The following is a 14909-nucleotide window of genomic DNA, read 5'->3' as shown; positions in this document are numbered from 1 at the left end:
GTCACGCCTGCTCACGTCCCACCAGATCGGCACGCCCCACCAGATCGGCGCGCCCGGACAGCAGCAGCGTCTCGGCCCGGTCGTCGTCCATCCCGTCCTCCACGATCAGCACGGGTATGCCGTGCACCAGCCGGGACTGCTCCGCGAGCAGCGACCGGGTGAGCGGGGTTCCGCCCTGTACGGCGACCAGGTCCGGCGGTGCGTCACCGTTCAAGTCGTCGGCCAACTCGTCGTAGAGGTACGGCAGTTCAGCCTCGCCCTCCGGTGCGGTGAGCCACAGGCACCCTTCGGTGCGCAGGGCCGCGAGCTCCGCCGCGGTCAGCCGCCGTCCGTCGAACTCCCTGAATGGCGTGTCCAGGGGATCGAGACCGTCGTGCGCCGACCGCCAGTCCCGTACGACCGTGTCGACGAACTCCGGGTCGCGGCGCGCGATCCGCTCCTTGCCGATGCTGCGGGAGATGAAGTGGAAGGTGAACCGCTTCGGATCGAACGCGTCGTGATAGCGCCCGAAGTTCTCCCACCAGGACAGGCTCGGCCGGGCGGAGCCCTGGATCTTCTCCACCGAGGGCCGCCGCGCCGCCTCGTACGCCTCCAGGGCGCTCGGCAGGTCGTCGCGGTGGGCGAGGACGCTGTCGGCGAGCGCCACGGCGTCCTCCATCGCCATCTTGGTACCGGAGCCGACGGAGAAGTGGGCGGTGTGCGCCGCGTCGCCGAGGAGGACGACGTTGCCGCTGTGCCAGCGGTGGGTGCGCAGGGTGCGGAAGTTGCCCCAGCGCGAGTTGTTGACCAGCAGTTCGTGCCCGTCGATCTGTTCGGCGAAGAGCTTCTCCAGGTACTGCTTGCTCTTGTCGTCGCTCGGGCCCGGCGGCTGCGCGGTGTCGAACTCGTCGAGTCCGGCTCGCCGCCAGGACTCCTCGTCCGTCTCCACGATGAAGGTGCTGACGCCGCCGCCGATCGGGTAGCCGTGCACGGCGAAGGTGCCGTGCGGGCCCTGTTCGTGGACGAAGGTCAGTCCGTCGAAGAGGTAGTCCGTGCCGAACCAGATGAACTTGGCGGTCGCCACCTCCACTTCCGGCACGAGCACGTCGGCGAGACGGTCACGGAAGCGGGAGTTCGCCCCGTCGGCGGCCACGATCAGGTCGTAGTCGGCCAGCTGCGCCGGATCCGCGGGGACCTCGTGGCTGAACCGGAGCTCGACGCCGACCTCCTCGGCCCGCCGGCGCAGCAGCTGGAGGAGGGTCTTGCGGGTGATGGCGGCCATGCCGTTGCCCCCGCACCGGATCCGCTGTCCCTTCAGCCGCACCTCGATGTCGTCCCAGTGCCGGCCGTCCTCGGCGAGAGCCGTGCGCAGCACCGGGTCCGCCGCGTGGATGGCCGCCAGGGTCGCGTCCGAGAACACCACACCGAAGCCGAAGGTGTCCTCCGCGCGGTTGCGCTCGAAGACGGTCACCTCGACCGACGGATCGGCCTGCTTGATGAGTGCGGCGAAGAACAGCCCGCCGGGGCCGCCTCCCACGCAAGCGATCCGAGAAACCATGGTTCCTGCCTCCACGTCGAGTACAGCCCCAGCCTCGGCCCGCGAGCGTCTTGTGTCAATGGATCCACGGACGTCAATAATTTGTCGCGCATGAGCGAGTCTGTTTTCCCGGTGCGGGCCCGGGTTCTTGTGCCTCGATGATCCATCTTCACGACGGTCGTCCGTATGACATAGTCGGTTTCGTGAAGCCTCGATCGATCGTCTTCGACCTGTTCGGCGACTACGTCCGCTACCGCGGCGGCACCGCGCGGCTGCGCACCCTCAGCACTCTGATGGGCTGCTTCGGTGTCGGCGAGAGCACGGTGCGGGTGGTCCTCGCGCGCCTGCGCAAGGAGGGCTGGTTCGACGTGCGGCGCGAGGGCCGGGAGACGCTCTACGCGCTCAACAAGCGCAGCCTCCAGCTCCTCGACGAGGGCCGCTCACGCATCTTCGACCGGGCGCCGTCCGACTGGGACCGGCACTGGTACATGGTCATCTACTCGGTCCCGGAGACAGAGCGCGGCATGCGTGACCGCATCCGCAAGGACCTGGCCTGGCTGGGCTTCGGCCCGCTCGCTCCGTCCACCTACGTCTCCCCGCACGACCGCCTCCAGCAGGTCCGCGAGAAGTTCGCGGACGAGCCGGCCGTACGCCTGGACACCCTGCGCTGCCAGTCCGGCGGGCTGCCCGTCGACCGTGAGATGGCGGCGCGCAGCTGGGACCTCGCCGCCCTCAACGAGGACTACCGCGAGCTGCTGCGCACCTACCGCAGCCGCATGCCGTCGTACCGGGCCGGGCACCTCACCCCCGAGGAGGCGCTGGTCGAGCGCATGCGGCTGACGTACGACTACCGCAAGTTCCCCTTCCGCGACCCCGACCTGCCGACCGAACTCCTCCCGGCGGGCTGGGTGGGCCACGAGGCGCACGCGATGTTCCTGGAGGCCCACGAGATCCTCGGCCCCTCGGCCGAGTCCTACTACGACGAGGTGGCCGGTCCGCGCCCCGTGGAGTAGGGCGCTTACGACAGATGCCCCAGCTCGTGCGAGGCCGCGGCCACGGTGTCGTGCAGCTCGCCGGTCACCTCGGCGAGGTGCTCCGGGGTGGCGAGGCTCTCGGGCAGGACCACAGACACCGCGAGCGGCAGCGGGTCGTTCGCCGCGAAGACGGGAGCGGCGACCGAGACGATGCCCGGGATGACCCCGCTGTGCGTCACGACATGCCCCTGTTCCCGGATCTGTGCCCGGGTCGCCGTGAGCCGCTCGGCCGGCCAGTCGGCCTCCTTGCCGCGCAGCTCCCCGCCCAGCACCTCGTCGGTGAGGCTCTCGGGCAGATGGGCCAGGAAGACCTGGCCCACGGATGAGGTGAGCAGGGGAAGCGTGGCGCCGACGCGCACCGTCAGGGGCAGCGGGCGGGTGCCGTAGGCCCAGCTCACCACGATCGGGCCGCGGTCCCCCCAGACCGCGAGGTTCACGGAGTGGCCCGTGCGGTCCCGCAGCCGCGTCGCGTGGCCGCTCGCCACCGCCACCTCGTTGGTGCGGCGCAGCGACTCGGCGCCCAGGCGGCGCATCGCGGCCCCGAAGTCGTAGAGGCCCGAGGCGGGATCCTGCGAGGTCAGCCCTATGCGGCCGAGGCTGACGAGGTAGCGGTGCACCTTGCTGGGCTGCATTCCGCTCGCCTGCGCGATCGCCGACAGGCTCAGCGCCCCGCCGCCGGTCTCCAGCGCCAGCAGGACCCGCATAGCCATCTCGACGGACTGGATGCCCTGACGCTCCCCGTTCTCCCTGTTCTCCCTGGGGTCAGTCGTGGTCACAGCGCAGCCTTCTCCCCTGCCGGTGCATGAACGCGGTCAGCCTATCGAGGCGGCCGACCGGTCTCCGTTACAAAGCGATCTTACATTCACTATTGCGGAACGCATTACGTTCTGGTGAACTGCGGCGCACCTGGATCGCATACGAGATTCCGATCCCGCAGATCCCCAGCTCCCCAGCTCACCAGCTCACCGAGGAGAACTCCGCAATGAAGCTGATCGCCCTCGAAGAACACTTCGTGACCCCCGACCTGGTGGGCCATGGCGCGTCGACCGCGTCCATCGCCCAGCCGAGCGCCTGGGCCGAGGCCTCCCGACGGCTCCTCGACCTCACCGAGGAACGCCTCGACGGCATGGACGCCGCCGGCCTGGACATGCAGGTGCTTTCCCTGAACTCCCCCGGCATCCAGGCGGAGAAGGACCCGGAGGCCGCCGTACGCCAGGCGGCCACGGTCAACGACTTCCTCGCCGGCGTCATCGCCGAGCACCCTGACCGCTTCTCGGGCTTCGGCGCCCTGCCCCTCCAGGACCCCAAGGCCGCGGCCGACGAACTGGAACGCGCGGTCACCCAGCTCGGCCTGCGCGGCGCCCTGGTCAACGCGCACACCCACGGGATGTACCTGGACGACCCCGCCCTGCGCGTCGTCTGGGAGCGCGCCGAACACCTCGGCGTACCGCTCTATCTGCACCCGGCCAACGGCGTCGACACCTCGCATGTGCTGTCCGGGCATCCCGAGCTCGTCGGACCGATGTGGAGCTGGGGAGTCGACACCGCCACCCACGTCCTGCGCCTGATCTTCGGCGGCGTCTTCGACGACTTCCCGAACGCCAAGCTGCTCCTCGGCCACATGGGAGAGGGACTGCCCTACGTGATGTGGCGCATGGACTCCCGCTGGGAGTTCCACGCACACCACGGCATCGAGCTCAAGCGCGAGCGCCCCTCGGAGTACATCCGGCACAACCTCTACATCACGACCAGCGGCGTCTGCTCCCCCGCCCCGCTGCTCACCGCCCTGCTGTCGATGGGCGCCGACCACATCCTGTTCGGCACCGACTACCCCTTCGAGGACATGGGGACGGCCACGACGTTCCTGCGCGACGCGCCGATCAGCGACGCCGACCGGCGCAAGATCGGCCACCAGAACGCCGAGAAACTCCTCGGCCTCGCCCCCGCGTACGCCGGTGTCTGAGCAGAAGCGGCAGAAGGGAGCAACGCACATGTACGACGTCGCCGTCATCGGGTACGGGCCCGTGGGCATGGTCACCGCGGCGCTGCTCGGCGAGGCAGGCCACGACGTGGTCGTCCTGGAGCGCTACCCCACCCTCTACAACCTGCCGCGCGCCGCCATCTTCGACGACGAGACGATGCGGACGTTCGACCGCCTCGGCATCTCCGGCGCCCTGCTGCCCACGCTGCACGTCCAGCGGAACTACGAATGGCGCAACGGCGCGGGCGAGCTGCTCATCGAGCACGACTTCGCCGCCGTCGGCGGCCAGGGCTGGGCGGAGTGGTACATGATGTACCAGCCCTACCTGGAGGACGCCCTCGACGGTGTGGTGCGCGGTCTGGAGAACGTCGAGATCCGGATGGACGCCCAGGTCACCGGGGTGCGGAGCACGCACGACGGCGTGGACGTCCAGGTCGAGGGAAGCGACACGGCCGTCTCGGCCCGGTATGTCGTGGCCTGCGACGGCGGCAACAGCTTCACCCGCCGCGCGCTCGGCATCGACCAGGACGACTACGGGTTCTCCGAGCCGTGGATGGTCTGCGACTTCCGCCTGACCGGTGCCGCGGACATCCCCAAGGCCCGTCAGGTCTGCGACCCCGGGCAGCCGATCTCGATCATCTCGCTGGGCCCCCGGCACCACCGGTTCAGCTTCATGCTCGGCTCCGAGGCGGACTTCCCCGTGGAGCGGGAGCCCTACCGGGTGTGGGCGCGGGTCGCCGCCTACGTCGGCCGCGGGCAGGCCGAGCTCGTCCGTGTCGCCACGTACACGTTCCGCTCGCTCGTCGCGGACCGCTGGCGCAGTGGCCGGATCCTGCTCGCCGGGGACGCGGCCCACCAGATGCCGCCCTTCCTCGGGCAGGGCATGTGCTCGGGCGTCCGCGACGCGCAGAACATCGCGTTCAAGCTCGACGCCGTGCTGCGGGGCGCCGACGACGCGCTGCTCGACACGTACCAGAGCGAACGCGAGCCGCATGTGCGGGCCATCATCGCCCAGGGCATCGAGCTCGGCCGCGTACAGACCATGCGCGACCCGGTGGCCGCCGCCGAGCGCGACGCCCGCCTGATCGCCCAGCGCGAGGCGAACGGGCGCCCGGACAAGATGCGTTTCCCGGGCCTCGGCCCAGGGCTGCGCGACGAGTCCCCGCAGGCAGGGCACCTGATGCCGCACGGCCGGATCGAGTCGCACGGCTGTGAGGGCCTCTTCGACGAGGTGCTCGGCCGTGGCTTCGTCCTCCTCGTCGACGGCCGTGATGGCGCCTCGCTCGACGCCTCGACCACCGAGCAGGCCACCGGGCTCGGCGTGGCCGTTCACCACCTCACGGACCGCCGTCTCACCACTGAGGGGATCACCGATGTCGGCGGCGTCTACGGACGCTGGTTCGACGAGACCGGCCGCTGGGCCGTTCTGTGGCGGCCCGACTTCTACATCCTCGGCACCGCCGGCGTCCCGTCCGACGTCCCGGCACTTCTGGACACACTTGCCATGGCAGTCGAGCCGGCACAGGCTCCTGCCATCGTCGGAGAAAGGATCCGGCCATGACCGCACCGTCCGCGACACTCCCGCGCGTCCGCCAAGCGCCCGCGACCACGTTCATGCTGATCGCGGCCTGGGTCGTCGCGTCCCTGGAGGGGTACGACCTCGCCGTGTACGGCGTCACCGTCCCCGCCATGCTCGGCGACCCCTCGCTGGGGATCGACAAGGCCGAGGCCGGCACCATCGGCTCGCTCGTCGGCATCGGGATGCTGATCGGCGCGGCCTTCGCCGGCGCCTTCGTCCACCGCACCGGTCCGCGCCGGCTGCTGCTCGCCGGCACCGCCCTGTTCTCGATCGGCATGGCGGTCTGCACGGTCGCCGGCGGTGCCGCGTCCTTCGGCGCCGGACGCCTCGTGGTCGGCCTCGGTCTGGGCGTCGTACTGCCGACGATCAACGCCTTCGTCGCCGACCTCAGCGAGCCGGCCCGCCGCAGCCGCAACATCACCCTGATCATGAGCGGCTACGCGGCCGGCGCCCTGCTCTCCCCGCTGCTCGGCACGGTCATGCTCCCGGACGTCTCGTACCGCTGGATGTACGTCATCGGCGTGCTCCCGGTGTTCCTGGCCATACCGCTCGTGCTGCGGCTCCCGGAGAGCCCGTTCCACCTCAGCCGTACGGGCCGGCCGGACGAGGCGAGAGCGGTGGAGGAGAAGCTCGGCCTCGCCGCGTCGGACGCCTCCCCGACGTCCGACCCGGGTCGCTGGCTCGGCCTGAATTCGCTGCTGACGGGCGGGCTCGCGGTGTCGACCGTGCTGTTCTGGGCGATGTCCTTCTGCGGTCTCTTGCTGGTCTTCGGCATCAGCGCCTGGCTGCCCAGCATCATGCAGGCCGCGGGCTTCTCGCTGGGCTCGGCGCTGTTGCAGACGGCGGCCATGTGGCTGGGCGTCGGAGTCGGTGCCATCGTCGGTGGACGTGTCGCGGACGCGCTGGGCGCCAAGCGCGTGGTGGTCGTCGCGTTCCTGGTCGGCACCCTGAGCCTGGTCGCGATGAGCACCCGCCCGCCGACGGCCGTCATGTTCGTGCTCATGTTCATCAGCGGATTCGGCTTCATCGGCTCGCAGATCCTGGGCAACGCGTTCATCGTGACGCGCTACCCGGACGCCCTGCGGGGCAACGGCCTCGCGTGGGCCCTGTCGGTGGGACGGTTCGGCGCGATCGTGGGCCCCTCGCTGGGCGCGTTCGTCCTCGGCTCGGGCGCCGGCGTCGAGTGGGCCTTCTACGCCTTCGCCGTACCGGCGCTCATCGGGGCGTTCGCGGCGGGCGCCGTACCCCGGGCACGAGCGGTGCCGGCATGACGCGGATCGTGAACGAGTCCTGGGGCCGGCGAGTCGTCTACGAGTCGTGGGGCCAGCGGGTCGTCTTCGGCTCCGGTACCGCCCGCGACGACGTGGCGGCCGAGGTCACCGGGCTCGGCGCGCGCCGGGTCCTGGTGATCGCGGCAGAGGGAGAACGAGCCCTGGCCGAGGACATCTGCAAGAACGTCCCGGTCGTGGCGATCTTCGGCGGAGTCAGGCCGCATGTTCCGGTCGACGTGGCACAGGCCGTGCGGGCAGCCGCCCGCGAGCACGCGGCCGACCTGCTGCTGAGCGTCGGCGGAGGATCGACGACGGGCACCGCGAAGGCGGCGGCGCTCACCACCGGGCTGCCGGTCCTCGCCGTCCCCACGACGTACGCCGGCTCCGAGGCGACCCCCGTCTGGGGCCTCACCGAGGACGGCCACAAGCGCACCGGCGTCGACCCGAAGGTGCTCCCCCGCGTCGTCGTCTACGACGCCACGCTGATGCTGTCGCTGCCGACCAGGCTTTCGGTGACGTCGGGGCTCAACGCGCTCGCCCACTGCGTCGACGCGTGGTGGGCACCGCGGCACAACCCGATCAGCTCCGCGCTGGCCGTCGAGGGAGTCCGGTCGCTGGCGTCGTCGCTGCCGCGCATCGTCGCCGACGGCCAGGACGTGACGGCCCGCCGCGAGATCCTCTTCGGCACCTACCTCGGGGCGGTCGCCTTCGCCGGGGCCGGCTCCGGGCTGCACCACAAGGTGTGCCACGTCCTCGGCGGCGCGTACGACCTCGAACACGCCGCCCTGCACTCGGTGGTCCTGCCGCACGTGGTCGGCCTCAACCTGACCGCCGCACCCGACGCGGCCCGCCACCTCGGTGCGGCGCTCGACGAACGCACCGACCCCTTCGGCGCCCTGCTCGCCCTCTACGCGAGACTCGAACCCCCTTGCTCCTTGCGCGAGTTGGGACTCGCGGAAGAGGAACTCGACCGGGCCACCGACCTCGTCATGGCTCAGGTGCCGGACTCCAACCCGCGCCGGGTGACCCGCGACGAGATGCGCGAGCTGCTGGGGCGCGCGTACCGCGGCGACACCCCGGTGCGGGTCCCACCGTCCACCCCTCGAACGGAGGTGCACACGGATGACTGAACAGTCGATGACCGAACAGGAACTGACCGACAAGGTCGTCGCGAGCTTCGACACCGCGAAGGATGAACGGTTCCGCGAGGTGATGCAGGCGCTCGTACGGCACACCCACGCGTTCGTGCGCGAGACCAGGCTCACCGACGCCGAATGGGGCGCGGCGATCGAGTTCCTCACCGCGGCCGGTCACATCACGACCGACACCCGCCAGGAGTTCGTCCTGCTCTCGGACGTCCTCGGCATCTCCATGCTCACCGTCGCCGTCAACGAACCGGACCTCGGCGAGTCGACGGAGTCCACCGTCCTCGGCCCGTTCTTCGTCCAGGACTCGCCCGAGATCAAGCTCGGCGGGGACATCGCGGGCGGCGCGAGCGGTGAGCCGTCGTGGGTCAGCGGCCGGGTCACGGACACCGACGGCAACCCGGTCGCCGGGGCCCGCGTCGAGGTGTGGGAGGCCGACGACGACGGCATGTACGACGTCCAGTACGACGACGGCACCCTCGCCGGACGCGCGCACCTGTTCACTGACGCCGAGGGCCGCTACCGGTTCTGGGGGCTCACCCCCACGCCGTACCCGATCCCGGACGACGGCCCCGTCGGCCGGCTCCTGGACCACGCCGGCCGCTCGCCGATGCGCGCGCCGCACCTGCACTTCATGGTGACGGCGCCCGGCTTCCGGCGTCTGATCACCCACATCTTCGTCGCGGGCGACCCCTGCCTGGACGCCGATTCCGTCTTCGGCGTGAAGGCGTCCCTCATCCGCCCCTTCGACCGTCACAAGGCCGGAACGCCGACGCCGGACGGACGAGAACCGGCGGGCCCGTGGACCTCCACGGTCTTCGACATCGTCCTCAGGAAGGAGTGAGACCTGCCTCGGAGGCCCTGCCTCGGAAGGCCTGCCTCGGAGGCGATGATCACGCGTCTGTGTCGTCCGACTCCCGCCGCGTCCGGCCAATGCGTTTGCCGTGCGCGGCTTTCGGGCCGCCCGGGCGGACGTACACTCTGCGCATGGGTCGCATACATGCCGTGAGGGACAGCCTGCCGCAGGCCGGCTGTCGGCTGCGCCCGGCTGCCGTGGGATCGGCGGCCCTCGCCCCGGCGACCGCGGCTGACAACGAAGCGCCCGAGACCGGCCGTATCGCGCTGCACGGCCACGGCTAGCGATTTTCCGCGCTCCACCCGAGGCGGGGCCCTGGCCTCACCTCGGCTCGCTGCTCTCGCAGACACACCGCAGGGACCACCGGCAGGGACCACCGCAGGACTTCTGACCGCGTGCCCGAGCCGCCGCATGCGGCTCTGATCGGCCGCGTCCGCGACACCTGCGCACCCGCTCCATCACACCACCGCACCACCGCGGCCTACGGCGCACCGCCGGGGCTGCCGCCTGGCGACGGCCTCACGAGGGCCCGAGCCACCTTCGAAGGGATCACTGTGAAGCTGCGCGAGTTGCTGGCCGGGCAGGAGCACGACGTTCTCCAGGGCGACCCGGCGAGGACGGAGATCACCGCGGGAACGACCTTCGACGCCGACCGGGTGACGCCGGGTTCGCTGTTCATCGCCGTGCCCGGCCACCGTGAAGGCGGCCCCGACTCGGTGGCCCCGGCCCTCGCCCGCGGCGCGGCGGCGGTACTCGTCGACGCCTCGACGCCGGCGCCCGCGGCATCGGTGTGGGCGTCGGCTCCCGAGGTGTGCGTCGTACGGGTGCCGGACACCCGGACGGCGGCCGCGGTCGTCGCCTCGCGCTACTTCGGTGAGCCGGGCCGGCAGATGGACATGGTCGCGATCACCGGTACCAACGGCAAGACGTCGGTGTCGTACATGGTCGAGTCGGTGCTGCGGATCTCCGAGGGCGCGAAGGTGGGGGTCATCGGGACCGCCGGCAGCCGGATCGGCGACGAGCTGATCCCGATGCCGAGGTCGGTGCTGACCACGCCGGAGTCGCCGGACCTCCAGTACCTGCTGGGGTGCATGCGCGACCGCGGAGTCGGCAGCGCGGTACTGGAAGCCACGTCCATGGCGCTGCTGACCCACCGGGTGGACCGTACGTTCATCGACGTCGGCATCTTCACCAACCTGACGCAGGACCACCTGGACGATCACGGAACGATGGCGAACTACCGGGACGCCAAGCTGCGTCTGTTCCAGGGCCTGTGCCGCCGCGCCGTGGTCAACGCCGACGACCCGGTGGGCGCCGGGATCCAGGCGCTGATGCCAGACGCGGTGACCACGTACGCCCTGGACGCCGAGGCGGACTACCGGGCCACCGACCTCTCCGTGGACGCCTCCGGCACGCGTTTCATCCTGCACCACGACGGCCGCAAGTATCCGGCGGCGATCCCCGTCCCGGGCCGCTTCTCGGTGGCCAACGCGCTGGCCACAGTGGCGGCCTGTCACCTGCTGGGCCACGATCTGGGCGGGCTGGTCGCCGCCCTCGACCGGATGCCCGCGATCCCGGGCCGGTTCGAGCGCTTCCTGACGCCGCGCGGCACGTCGGTGATCGTGGACTACGCCCACTCGCCGGACTCCCTGGACAAGGTGCTGACCACCATCCGCGGCTTCGCACGTGGCCGGGTGATCACCGTCTTCGGCTGCGGCGGGGACCGGGACACCACCAAGCGGGCGGACATGGGCCGGATCGCCGGAACCCACTCCGACCTGTGCGTCCTCACCTCGGACAACCCCCGAAACGAAGACCCGCAGGCCATCCTGGACCAGATCGCCCCCGGCATCGAGGCGACCGGTACACCGTTCGAACGGCTCACCGACCGCCGTCAGGCTGTCGCCTTCGCGCTCTCCGCCGCGCGCCCGGACGACATCGTCCTGATCGCCGGCAAGGGCAGCGAGCCCCACCAGATCGTCGGCGACGAACTGCTCCCCTTCAGCGACATGGCAACCGTGCTCGAACTCACCCGGGGCTAGGGCCCTTCTGACGGATCCTGCCGGGGCACTGGTGCACGGCTGCTTCGAAGGCGGCCGTGCTCTTGGCGCTCCGAGGGCAACGGCAGCCGCTTACCCCAACGGGCTCCCCGGGGACCGGGCCAGGGCGCCAAAGGACTTCGAGAGCCTGGTGAACGGAGGGATGAGGTTCTGTCAGGGCCTGAGAACGATCTTGCCGTTTGTGTGACGGCGTTCCAGTTCCCGGAAGGCGTCGCGGACTTCGTCGAGCCGGTAGACACAGGCGATGGGGATTTCCAGATCACCGTCGGCGATCAGTGTGCCGAGTTCCCGCAGGACGTCGGCGCTTGCCGCCTCCGCGCAGCCGTCCGCCTTGGTGCCGTGCTTCGCCGCGCCCGCGAAGTCGATGATCGTGTTGACCCGTTCACTGGGCACGCCGAGTTCCAGCGCCAGTTCGATGTAGGGAGCGCCGAAGGTGTCGATGAAGGCGTCGATCGAGCCGTCGGCCGCGGCGCGGATGCGCTCGCCGACGCCCTCTCCGTAGGTCAGCGGGATCGCTCCCTGCCGGGTGAGCCAAGCGTGGTGGGGCTCGCTCGCCAGACCGATGACCGTGGCCCCGGTGTGCCGCGCGAGTTGTACGACGAGAGAGCCCACCCCGCCGGCGGCTCCGGAGACGACGACGGTCTCGCCACGCCCGGCTCTGACGGCGTGGACCGCCGCGTATGCCGTGGTTCCGGCGATGAACAGCGCACCTGCCTGCTCCCACGGCACGCCCGCCGGTCGGGGGTGAGCTGGTCCTCCTCCACGATCACGTACTCGGCGTGGCTGGCCCGCTGGTTGGTGAAGCCGATCACCTCGTCACCGACGTCGAATCCGGTGACTCCTGCGCCGAGTTCCTCGACGATCCCGGCGAGGTCGCTGCCCTGACCCGACGGGAACGTCGCCGGAAACCTGTCGTGGAAGAACCCCTGCCGGATCACGGCCTCGCCCGGGTTGATCCCGGCGGCCACCACCTTGACGAGTACTTGGCGTTCGCTGGGCCCGGGCCGTTCGACGTCGACCACGTTCAGGACGTCGATGCCCCCGTACTCCGCGAATCGCACTGCTTTCGGCATCGTGACTCCTCTGATCGAACCGTGGGTGAGGAAAAAGCGGGATTACGCGGGCTGTCGGTCGTTCACAGCCCCAGAACGCGGTCGGCATTGCCGTGCGCGATGCGCGCGAGGTCGGCGGGTGCGTACGGTGCGGTGCGCAGGAATCCGACCGCCTCCGCGCTGGACTCGAACGGGTAGTCGATGGACCCATGTGCTGACGGATCGCTACCTCCTGCCGGATGGCTCCGGGAACGGAGAACGCCTCTTCCACGGCCACGATGCGCATCTTCTTCTCCTTTTTGGCGTTGCGGCCTCGGGACGCCTGCCGAGCACCGCCTCTGCCGCGAGCGCGGGCTGTCCCGCGGCCAGGCCGCCAACCACGGCGACTCCTGAGGCAGCGGCGGTCGCGGCGATCGCGGCGATGAATCTTCGCCGGGTGGCCGAGGTCGGGGGCTCGCCGGGTGGGGTCACGGCTTGGAAGGGACGTGCGTCGGACATGTCCGCTCTCCCTCGATGGTGCGCGGGTGGTTGCCGGGGTCCTGCCCATGGCTGTCGCACTCCACGAAGGTGCGCGTTGTTCCCGAGTGGTCCGATGGCCCTTGGAGCCGCGGCCGTCGGGGGTATGGCGGCGGTCAGGACGTCGGCTGCTGGTGGTCGGCTGCTTGTGGTCGGCTCGCACCATCGGCCGGCCGACGTCCGGCGGCTTTGATCAGTCGGTCCTCTCGCCGCCCTCGGCCAGGATCCTGTCGCGCACGCCGGCGAGGGCTCCCGCCATCGCGCCCGCGGGCCTGCCGAAGGTGGTGGCCGAGAACTGAGCGGGGCCGGTCTTGGCGGTGAAGGAGTGCGGGTACGCGAACTCCCGTAAGCCGTCCTCGCCCTGCTTGCGCCCGTAACCGCTGTCGCCGCGACCGCCGAAGGGCACCGCGGGGTTGATGGAGAACACCAGGGCGTCGTTGATGCTGGTCATTCCGACGCGGAGTTGACGGGCGACGGCTTCGCCGCGGTCGCGGCTGAAGACGGCGCTGCCCAGCCCGTACCGGCCGGCGTTGATGTGCGCGACGGCCTCATCGGTGTCGGTGACCTTGACGACGGCGAGCGTGGGCCCGAACGTCTCCTCCGTCGCCGCCAGGGAGTCGGCAGTCACGCCGACGAGGATGGTGGGGGTGACATAGCGCTCCCCCACTGCCTCGACGCCACCGACGGTGGCTGTCGCGCCGCGCTCGAGAGCGTCCTGGATGTGCTCCCGGATGATCGGGATCTGGGTGGGCAGGGGAACCGGCCCGATCTCCGCGTCCTCGTCGCTTCCGACGGGTACCTGCTGGGCAAGGTCGCTGACCTTCTCGACGAACGCGTCGTGAACCGACTTGACGACGTAGGCCACTTCGAGACTGATGCAGCCGTGCCCGGTGTTCTGCAGGGCGCCCCATACGACGTGCTTGGCGGCTTCGTCCAGGTCGGCGTCCTCGGCCACGATGACGCCGTCCTTCCCGCCGAGTTCCAGCAGAACGGGGGTGAGGGTCTGCGCGCACTGGGCGGCCACCGTCTTGCCGGTGGTGACGCTGCCGGTGAACGCGAGCTTGTTCAGGCCGGCCTCGATGAGCGCTCCGCCGGTGGCCCCGAACCCGTTGAGGCACTGGAGGGCGTTCGGGAAGTCGGGGACCGCACGCCGCCAGGCCCGGACGAGCCACTCCCCGACACCGGGCGTGATCTGGCTGGGCTTGAGGATGGCGGCGTTTCCGGCCGCGATCGCCTCGATCAGGATGGCCCCCGGCGTGAGCAGGGGGAAGTTCCACGGGCCGATGACACCGACGACGCCGTAGGGCTGGTATTCGACCCACGCACGCTGATTGGGCACGGTGGGGCTGCCGGGTACCTCCCGGCGTCCCAGCACGCGCTCGGCGTTCTCGATGGCGTACTGCACGTGCTCCAGAATCCCGAGCACCTCCACGCGGGCGTCGTCCAGGGGCTTGCCGTTCTCGGCGTGAATGAGGGCGGCCCCCTCCTCACCGCTCACGGCCATCTCCCGCCGCCACGCGCGCAGCCGCTCCGCGCGGCTCTCGAATCCGAGGTCTCACCAGGGCCCGGAGACCGAACGGGCGGCAGCGACGGCTGCGGCCGCTTCTTCCTCGCCGGCCACGGGGTACCGGGCGAACTCGGCTCCGGTACCGGGAAGAAATCGCAGACTCTCTGGTGACCCTCTCATGACTCAGCGCCAAGAGTTGAGGGCAGATCCGCGTAACGAGCCGCGAGTGTGGGCTGGTTGCCGCCCGCGACAAAAGCGGTCTCCGCGGTGAGCAAGGCATCCAGTGCGGAGTCCTGCCCCTCCAGACCAGGGGCACAGACGGTCTCACCGAGGCGCAGCCCGGCCAGGCTGGCCGACGCCACGTCCTCGGGCGTCATCGCCCAGGGGATGTT

At 70.6% G+C, this 14909-nt stretch carries 11 protein-coding genes and 3 pseudogenes; 8 read left to right on the top strand and 6 right to left on the bottom strand.

Going from position 1 to position 14909, the window contains the following annotated elements:
- Nucleotide 1: 1 nt before the first annotated feature.
- On the bottom strand, nucleotides 2–1537 hold the full coding sequence (locus AB0I77_RS47805) for an FAD-dependent monooxygenase (protein WP_363289246.1): 1536 nt from the start codon (nucleotides 1535–1537) through the stop codon (nucleotides 2–4).
- Nucleotides 1538–1719: 182 nt separating this feature from the next.
- On the opposite strand from AB0I77_RS47805, the gene AB0I77_RS47800 reads away from it, so the two are divergent.
- The gene (locus AB0I77_RS47800) at nucleotides 1720–2529 is read left to right on the top strand and encodes a PaaX family transcriptional regulator C-terminal domain-containing protein (RefSeq protein ID WP_363289245.1); all 810 of its coding nucleotides are present in this window, start codon (nucleotides 1720–1722) and stop codon (nucleotides 2527–2529) included.
- Nucleotides 2530–2534: 5 nt separating this feature from the next.
- Here the strand turns inward: AB0I77_RS47800 and AB0I77_RS47795 are convergent, their stop codons facing one another.
- A complete protein-coding gene (locus AB0I77_RS47795) occupies nucleotides 2535–3326 on the bottom strand; it encodes an IclR family transcriptional regulator (protein WP_363289244.1) in 792 nt (263 codons plus the stop codon).
- A 206-nt stretch (nucleotides 3327–3532) separates the two neighbouring features.
- On the opposite strand from AB0I77_RS47795, the gene AB0I77_RS47790 reads away from it, so the two are divergent.
- The 7 genes from AB0I77_RS47790 to AB0I77_RS47760 all read left to right on the top strand — a co-directional run bounded on the left by AB0I77_RS47790 (nucleotide 3533) and on the right by AB0I77_RS47760 (nucleotide 11424).
- A complete protein-coding gene (locus tag AB0I77_RS47790; RefSeq protein ID WP_363289243.1) occupies nucleotides 3533–4513 on the top strand; it encodes an amidohydrolase family protein in 981 nt (326 codons plus the stop codon).
- A 28-nt stretch (nucleotides 4514–4541) separates the two neighbouring features.
- Nucleotides 4542–6092 (top strand): bifunctional 3-(3-hydroxy-phenyl)propionate/3-hydroxycinnamic acid hydroxylase, encoded by a 1551-nt coding sequence (locus tag AB0I77_RS47785; RefSeq protein WP_363289242.1) that lies wholly within the window; start codon nucleotides 4542–4544, stop codon nucleotides 6090–6092.
- A complete protein-coding gene (locus AB0I77_RS47780) occupies nucleotides 6089–7381 on the top strand; it encodes an MFS transporter (RefSeq protein ID WP_363289241.1) in 1293 nt (430 codons plus the stop codon). Before AB0I77_RS47785 ends, AB0I77_RS47780 begins: the two co-directional genes overlap by 4 nt.
- On the top strand, nucleotides 7378–8511 hold the full coding sequence (locus AB0I77_RS47775) for a maleylacetate reductase (protein WP_363289240.1): 1134 nt from the start codon (nucleotides 7378–7380) through the stop codon (nucleotides 8509–8511). The genes AB0I77_RS47780 and AB0I77_RS47775 overlap by 4 nt, the downstream gene beginning before the upstream one ends.
- Nucleotides 8504–9370, top strand: coding sequence for a dioxygenase (locus AB0I77_RS47770; RefSeq protein ID WP_363289239.1), 867 nt, complete (start codon nucleotides 8504–8506; stop codon nucleotides 9368–9370). The genes AB0I77_RS47775 and AB0I77_RS47770 overlap by 8 nt, the downstream gene beginning before the upstream one ends.
- A 143-nt stretch (nucleotides 9371–9513) precedes the next feature.
- Nucleotides 9514–9666, top strand: a complete 153-nt coding sequence (locus tag AB0I77_RS47765) for a hypothetical protein (protein WP_363289238.1) — start codon at nucleotides 9514–9516, stop codon at nucleotides 9664–9666.
- 270 nt (nucleotides 9667–9936) lie between these two features.
- On the top strand, nucleotides 9937–11424 hold the full coding sequence (locus AB0I77_RS47760) for a UDP-N-acetylmuramoyl-L-alanyl-D-glutamate--2,6-diaminopimelate ligase (protein ID WP_363289283.1): 1488 nt from the start codon (nucleotides 9937–9939) through the stop codon (nucleotides 11422–11424).
- Between the two features lie 171 nt (nucleotides 11425–11595).
- Here the strand turns inward: AB0I77_RS47760 and AB0I77_RS47755 are convergent, their stop codons facing one another.
- From AB0I77_RS47755 to AB0I77_RS47740, 4 genes and pseudogenes are all read right to left on the bottom strand, one after another.
- Nucleotides 11596–12171 (bottom strand): zinc-binding dehydrogenase, encoded by a 576-nt coding sequence (locus AB0I77_RS47755; protein ID WP_363289237.1) that lies wholly within the window; start codon nucleotides 12169–12171, stop codon nucleotides 11596–11598.
- 59 nt (nucleotides 12172–12230) lie between these two features.
- A pseudogene (locus AB0I77_RS47750) lies at nucleotides 12231–12515 on the bottom strand (alcohol dehydrogenase catalytic domain-containing protein); the annotation flags it as partial.
- Nucleotides 12516–13203: 688 nt separating this feature from the next.
- A pseudogene (locus tag AB0I77_RS47745) lies at nucleotides 13204–14544 on the bottom strand (aldehyde dehydrogenase family protein); the annotation flags it as partial.
- 149 nt (nucleotides 14545–14693) lie between these two features.
- Nucleotides 14694–14909, bottom strand: a pseudogene (locus tag AB0I77_RS47740) (hypothetical protein); the annotation flags it as partial.

The organism is Streptomyces sp. NPDC050619, from assembly GCF_040654815.1.
GTDB lineage: Bacteria > Actinomycetota > Actinomycetes > Streptomycetales > Streptomycetaceae > Streptomyces.
The sequence above is the reverse complement of the archived record's forward strand: the minus strand, read 5'-3'. Positions and strand labels throughout refer to the sequence as shown.

Coding starts and splice junctions, on each gene's coding strand:
- AB0I77_RS47805 (WP_363289246.1), bottom strand. CDS start 1,537: ATGGTTTCTCGGATCGCTTGCGTGGGAGGCGGCCCCGGCGGGCTGTTC.
- AB0I77_RS47790 (WP_363289243.1), top strand. CDS start 3,533: ATGAAGCTGATCGCCCTCGAAGAACACTTCGTGACCCCCGACCTGGTG.
- AB0I77_RS47785 (WP_363289242.1), top strand. CDS start 4,542: ATGTACGACGTCGCCGTCATCGGGTACGGGCCCGTGGGCATGGTCACC.
- AB0I77_RS47780 (WP_363289241.1), top strand. CDS start 6,089: ATGACCGCACCGTCCGCGACACTCCCGCGCGTCCGCCAAGCGCCCGCG.
- AB0I77_RS47775 (WP_363289240.1), top strand. CDS start 7,378: ATGACGCGGATCGTGAACGAGTCCTGGGGCCGGCGAGTCGTCTACGAG.
- AB0I77_RS47770 (WP_363289239.1), top strand. CDS start 8,504: ATGACTGAACAGTCGATGACCGAACAGGAACTGACCGACAAGGTCGTC.
- AB0I77_RS47765 (WP_363289238.1), top strand. CDS start 9,514: ATGGGTCGCATACATGCCGTGAGGGACAGCCTGCCGCAGGCCGGCTGT.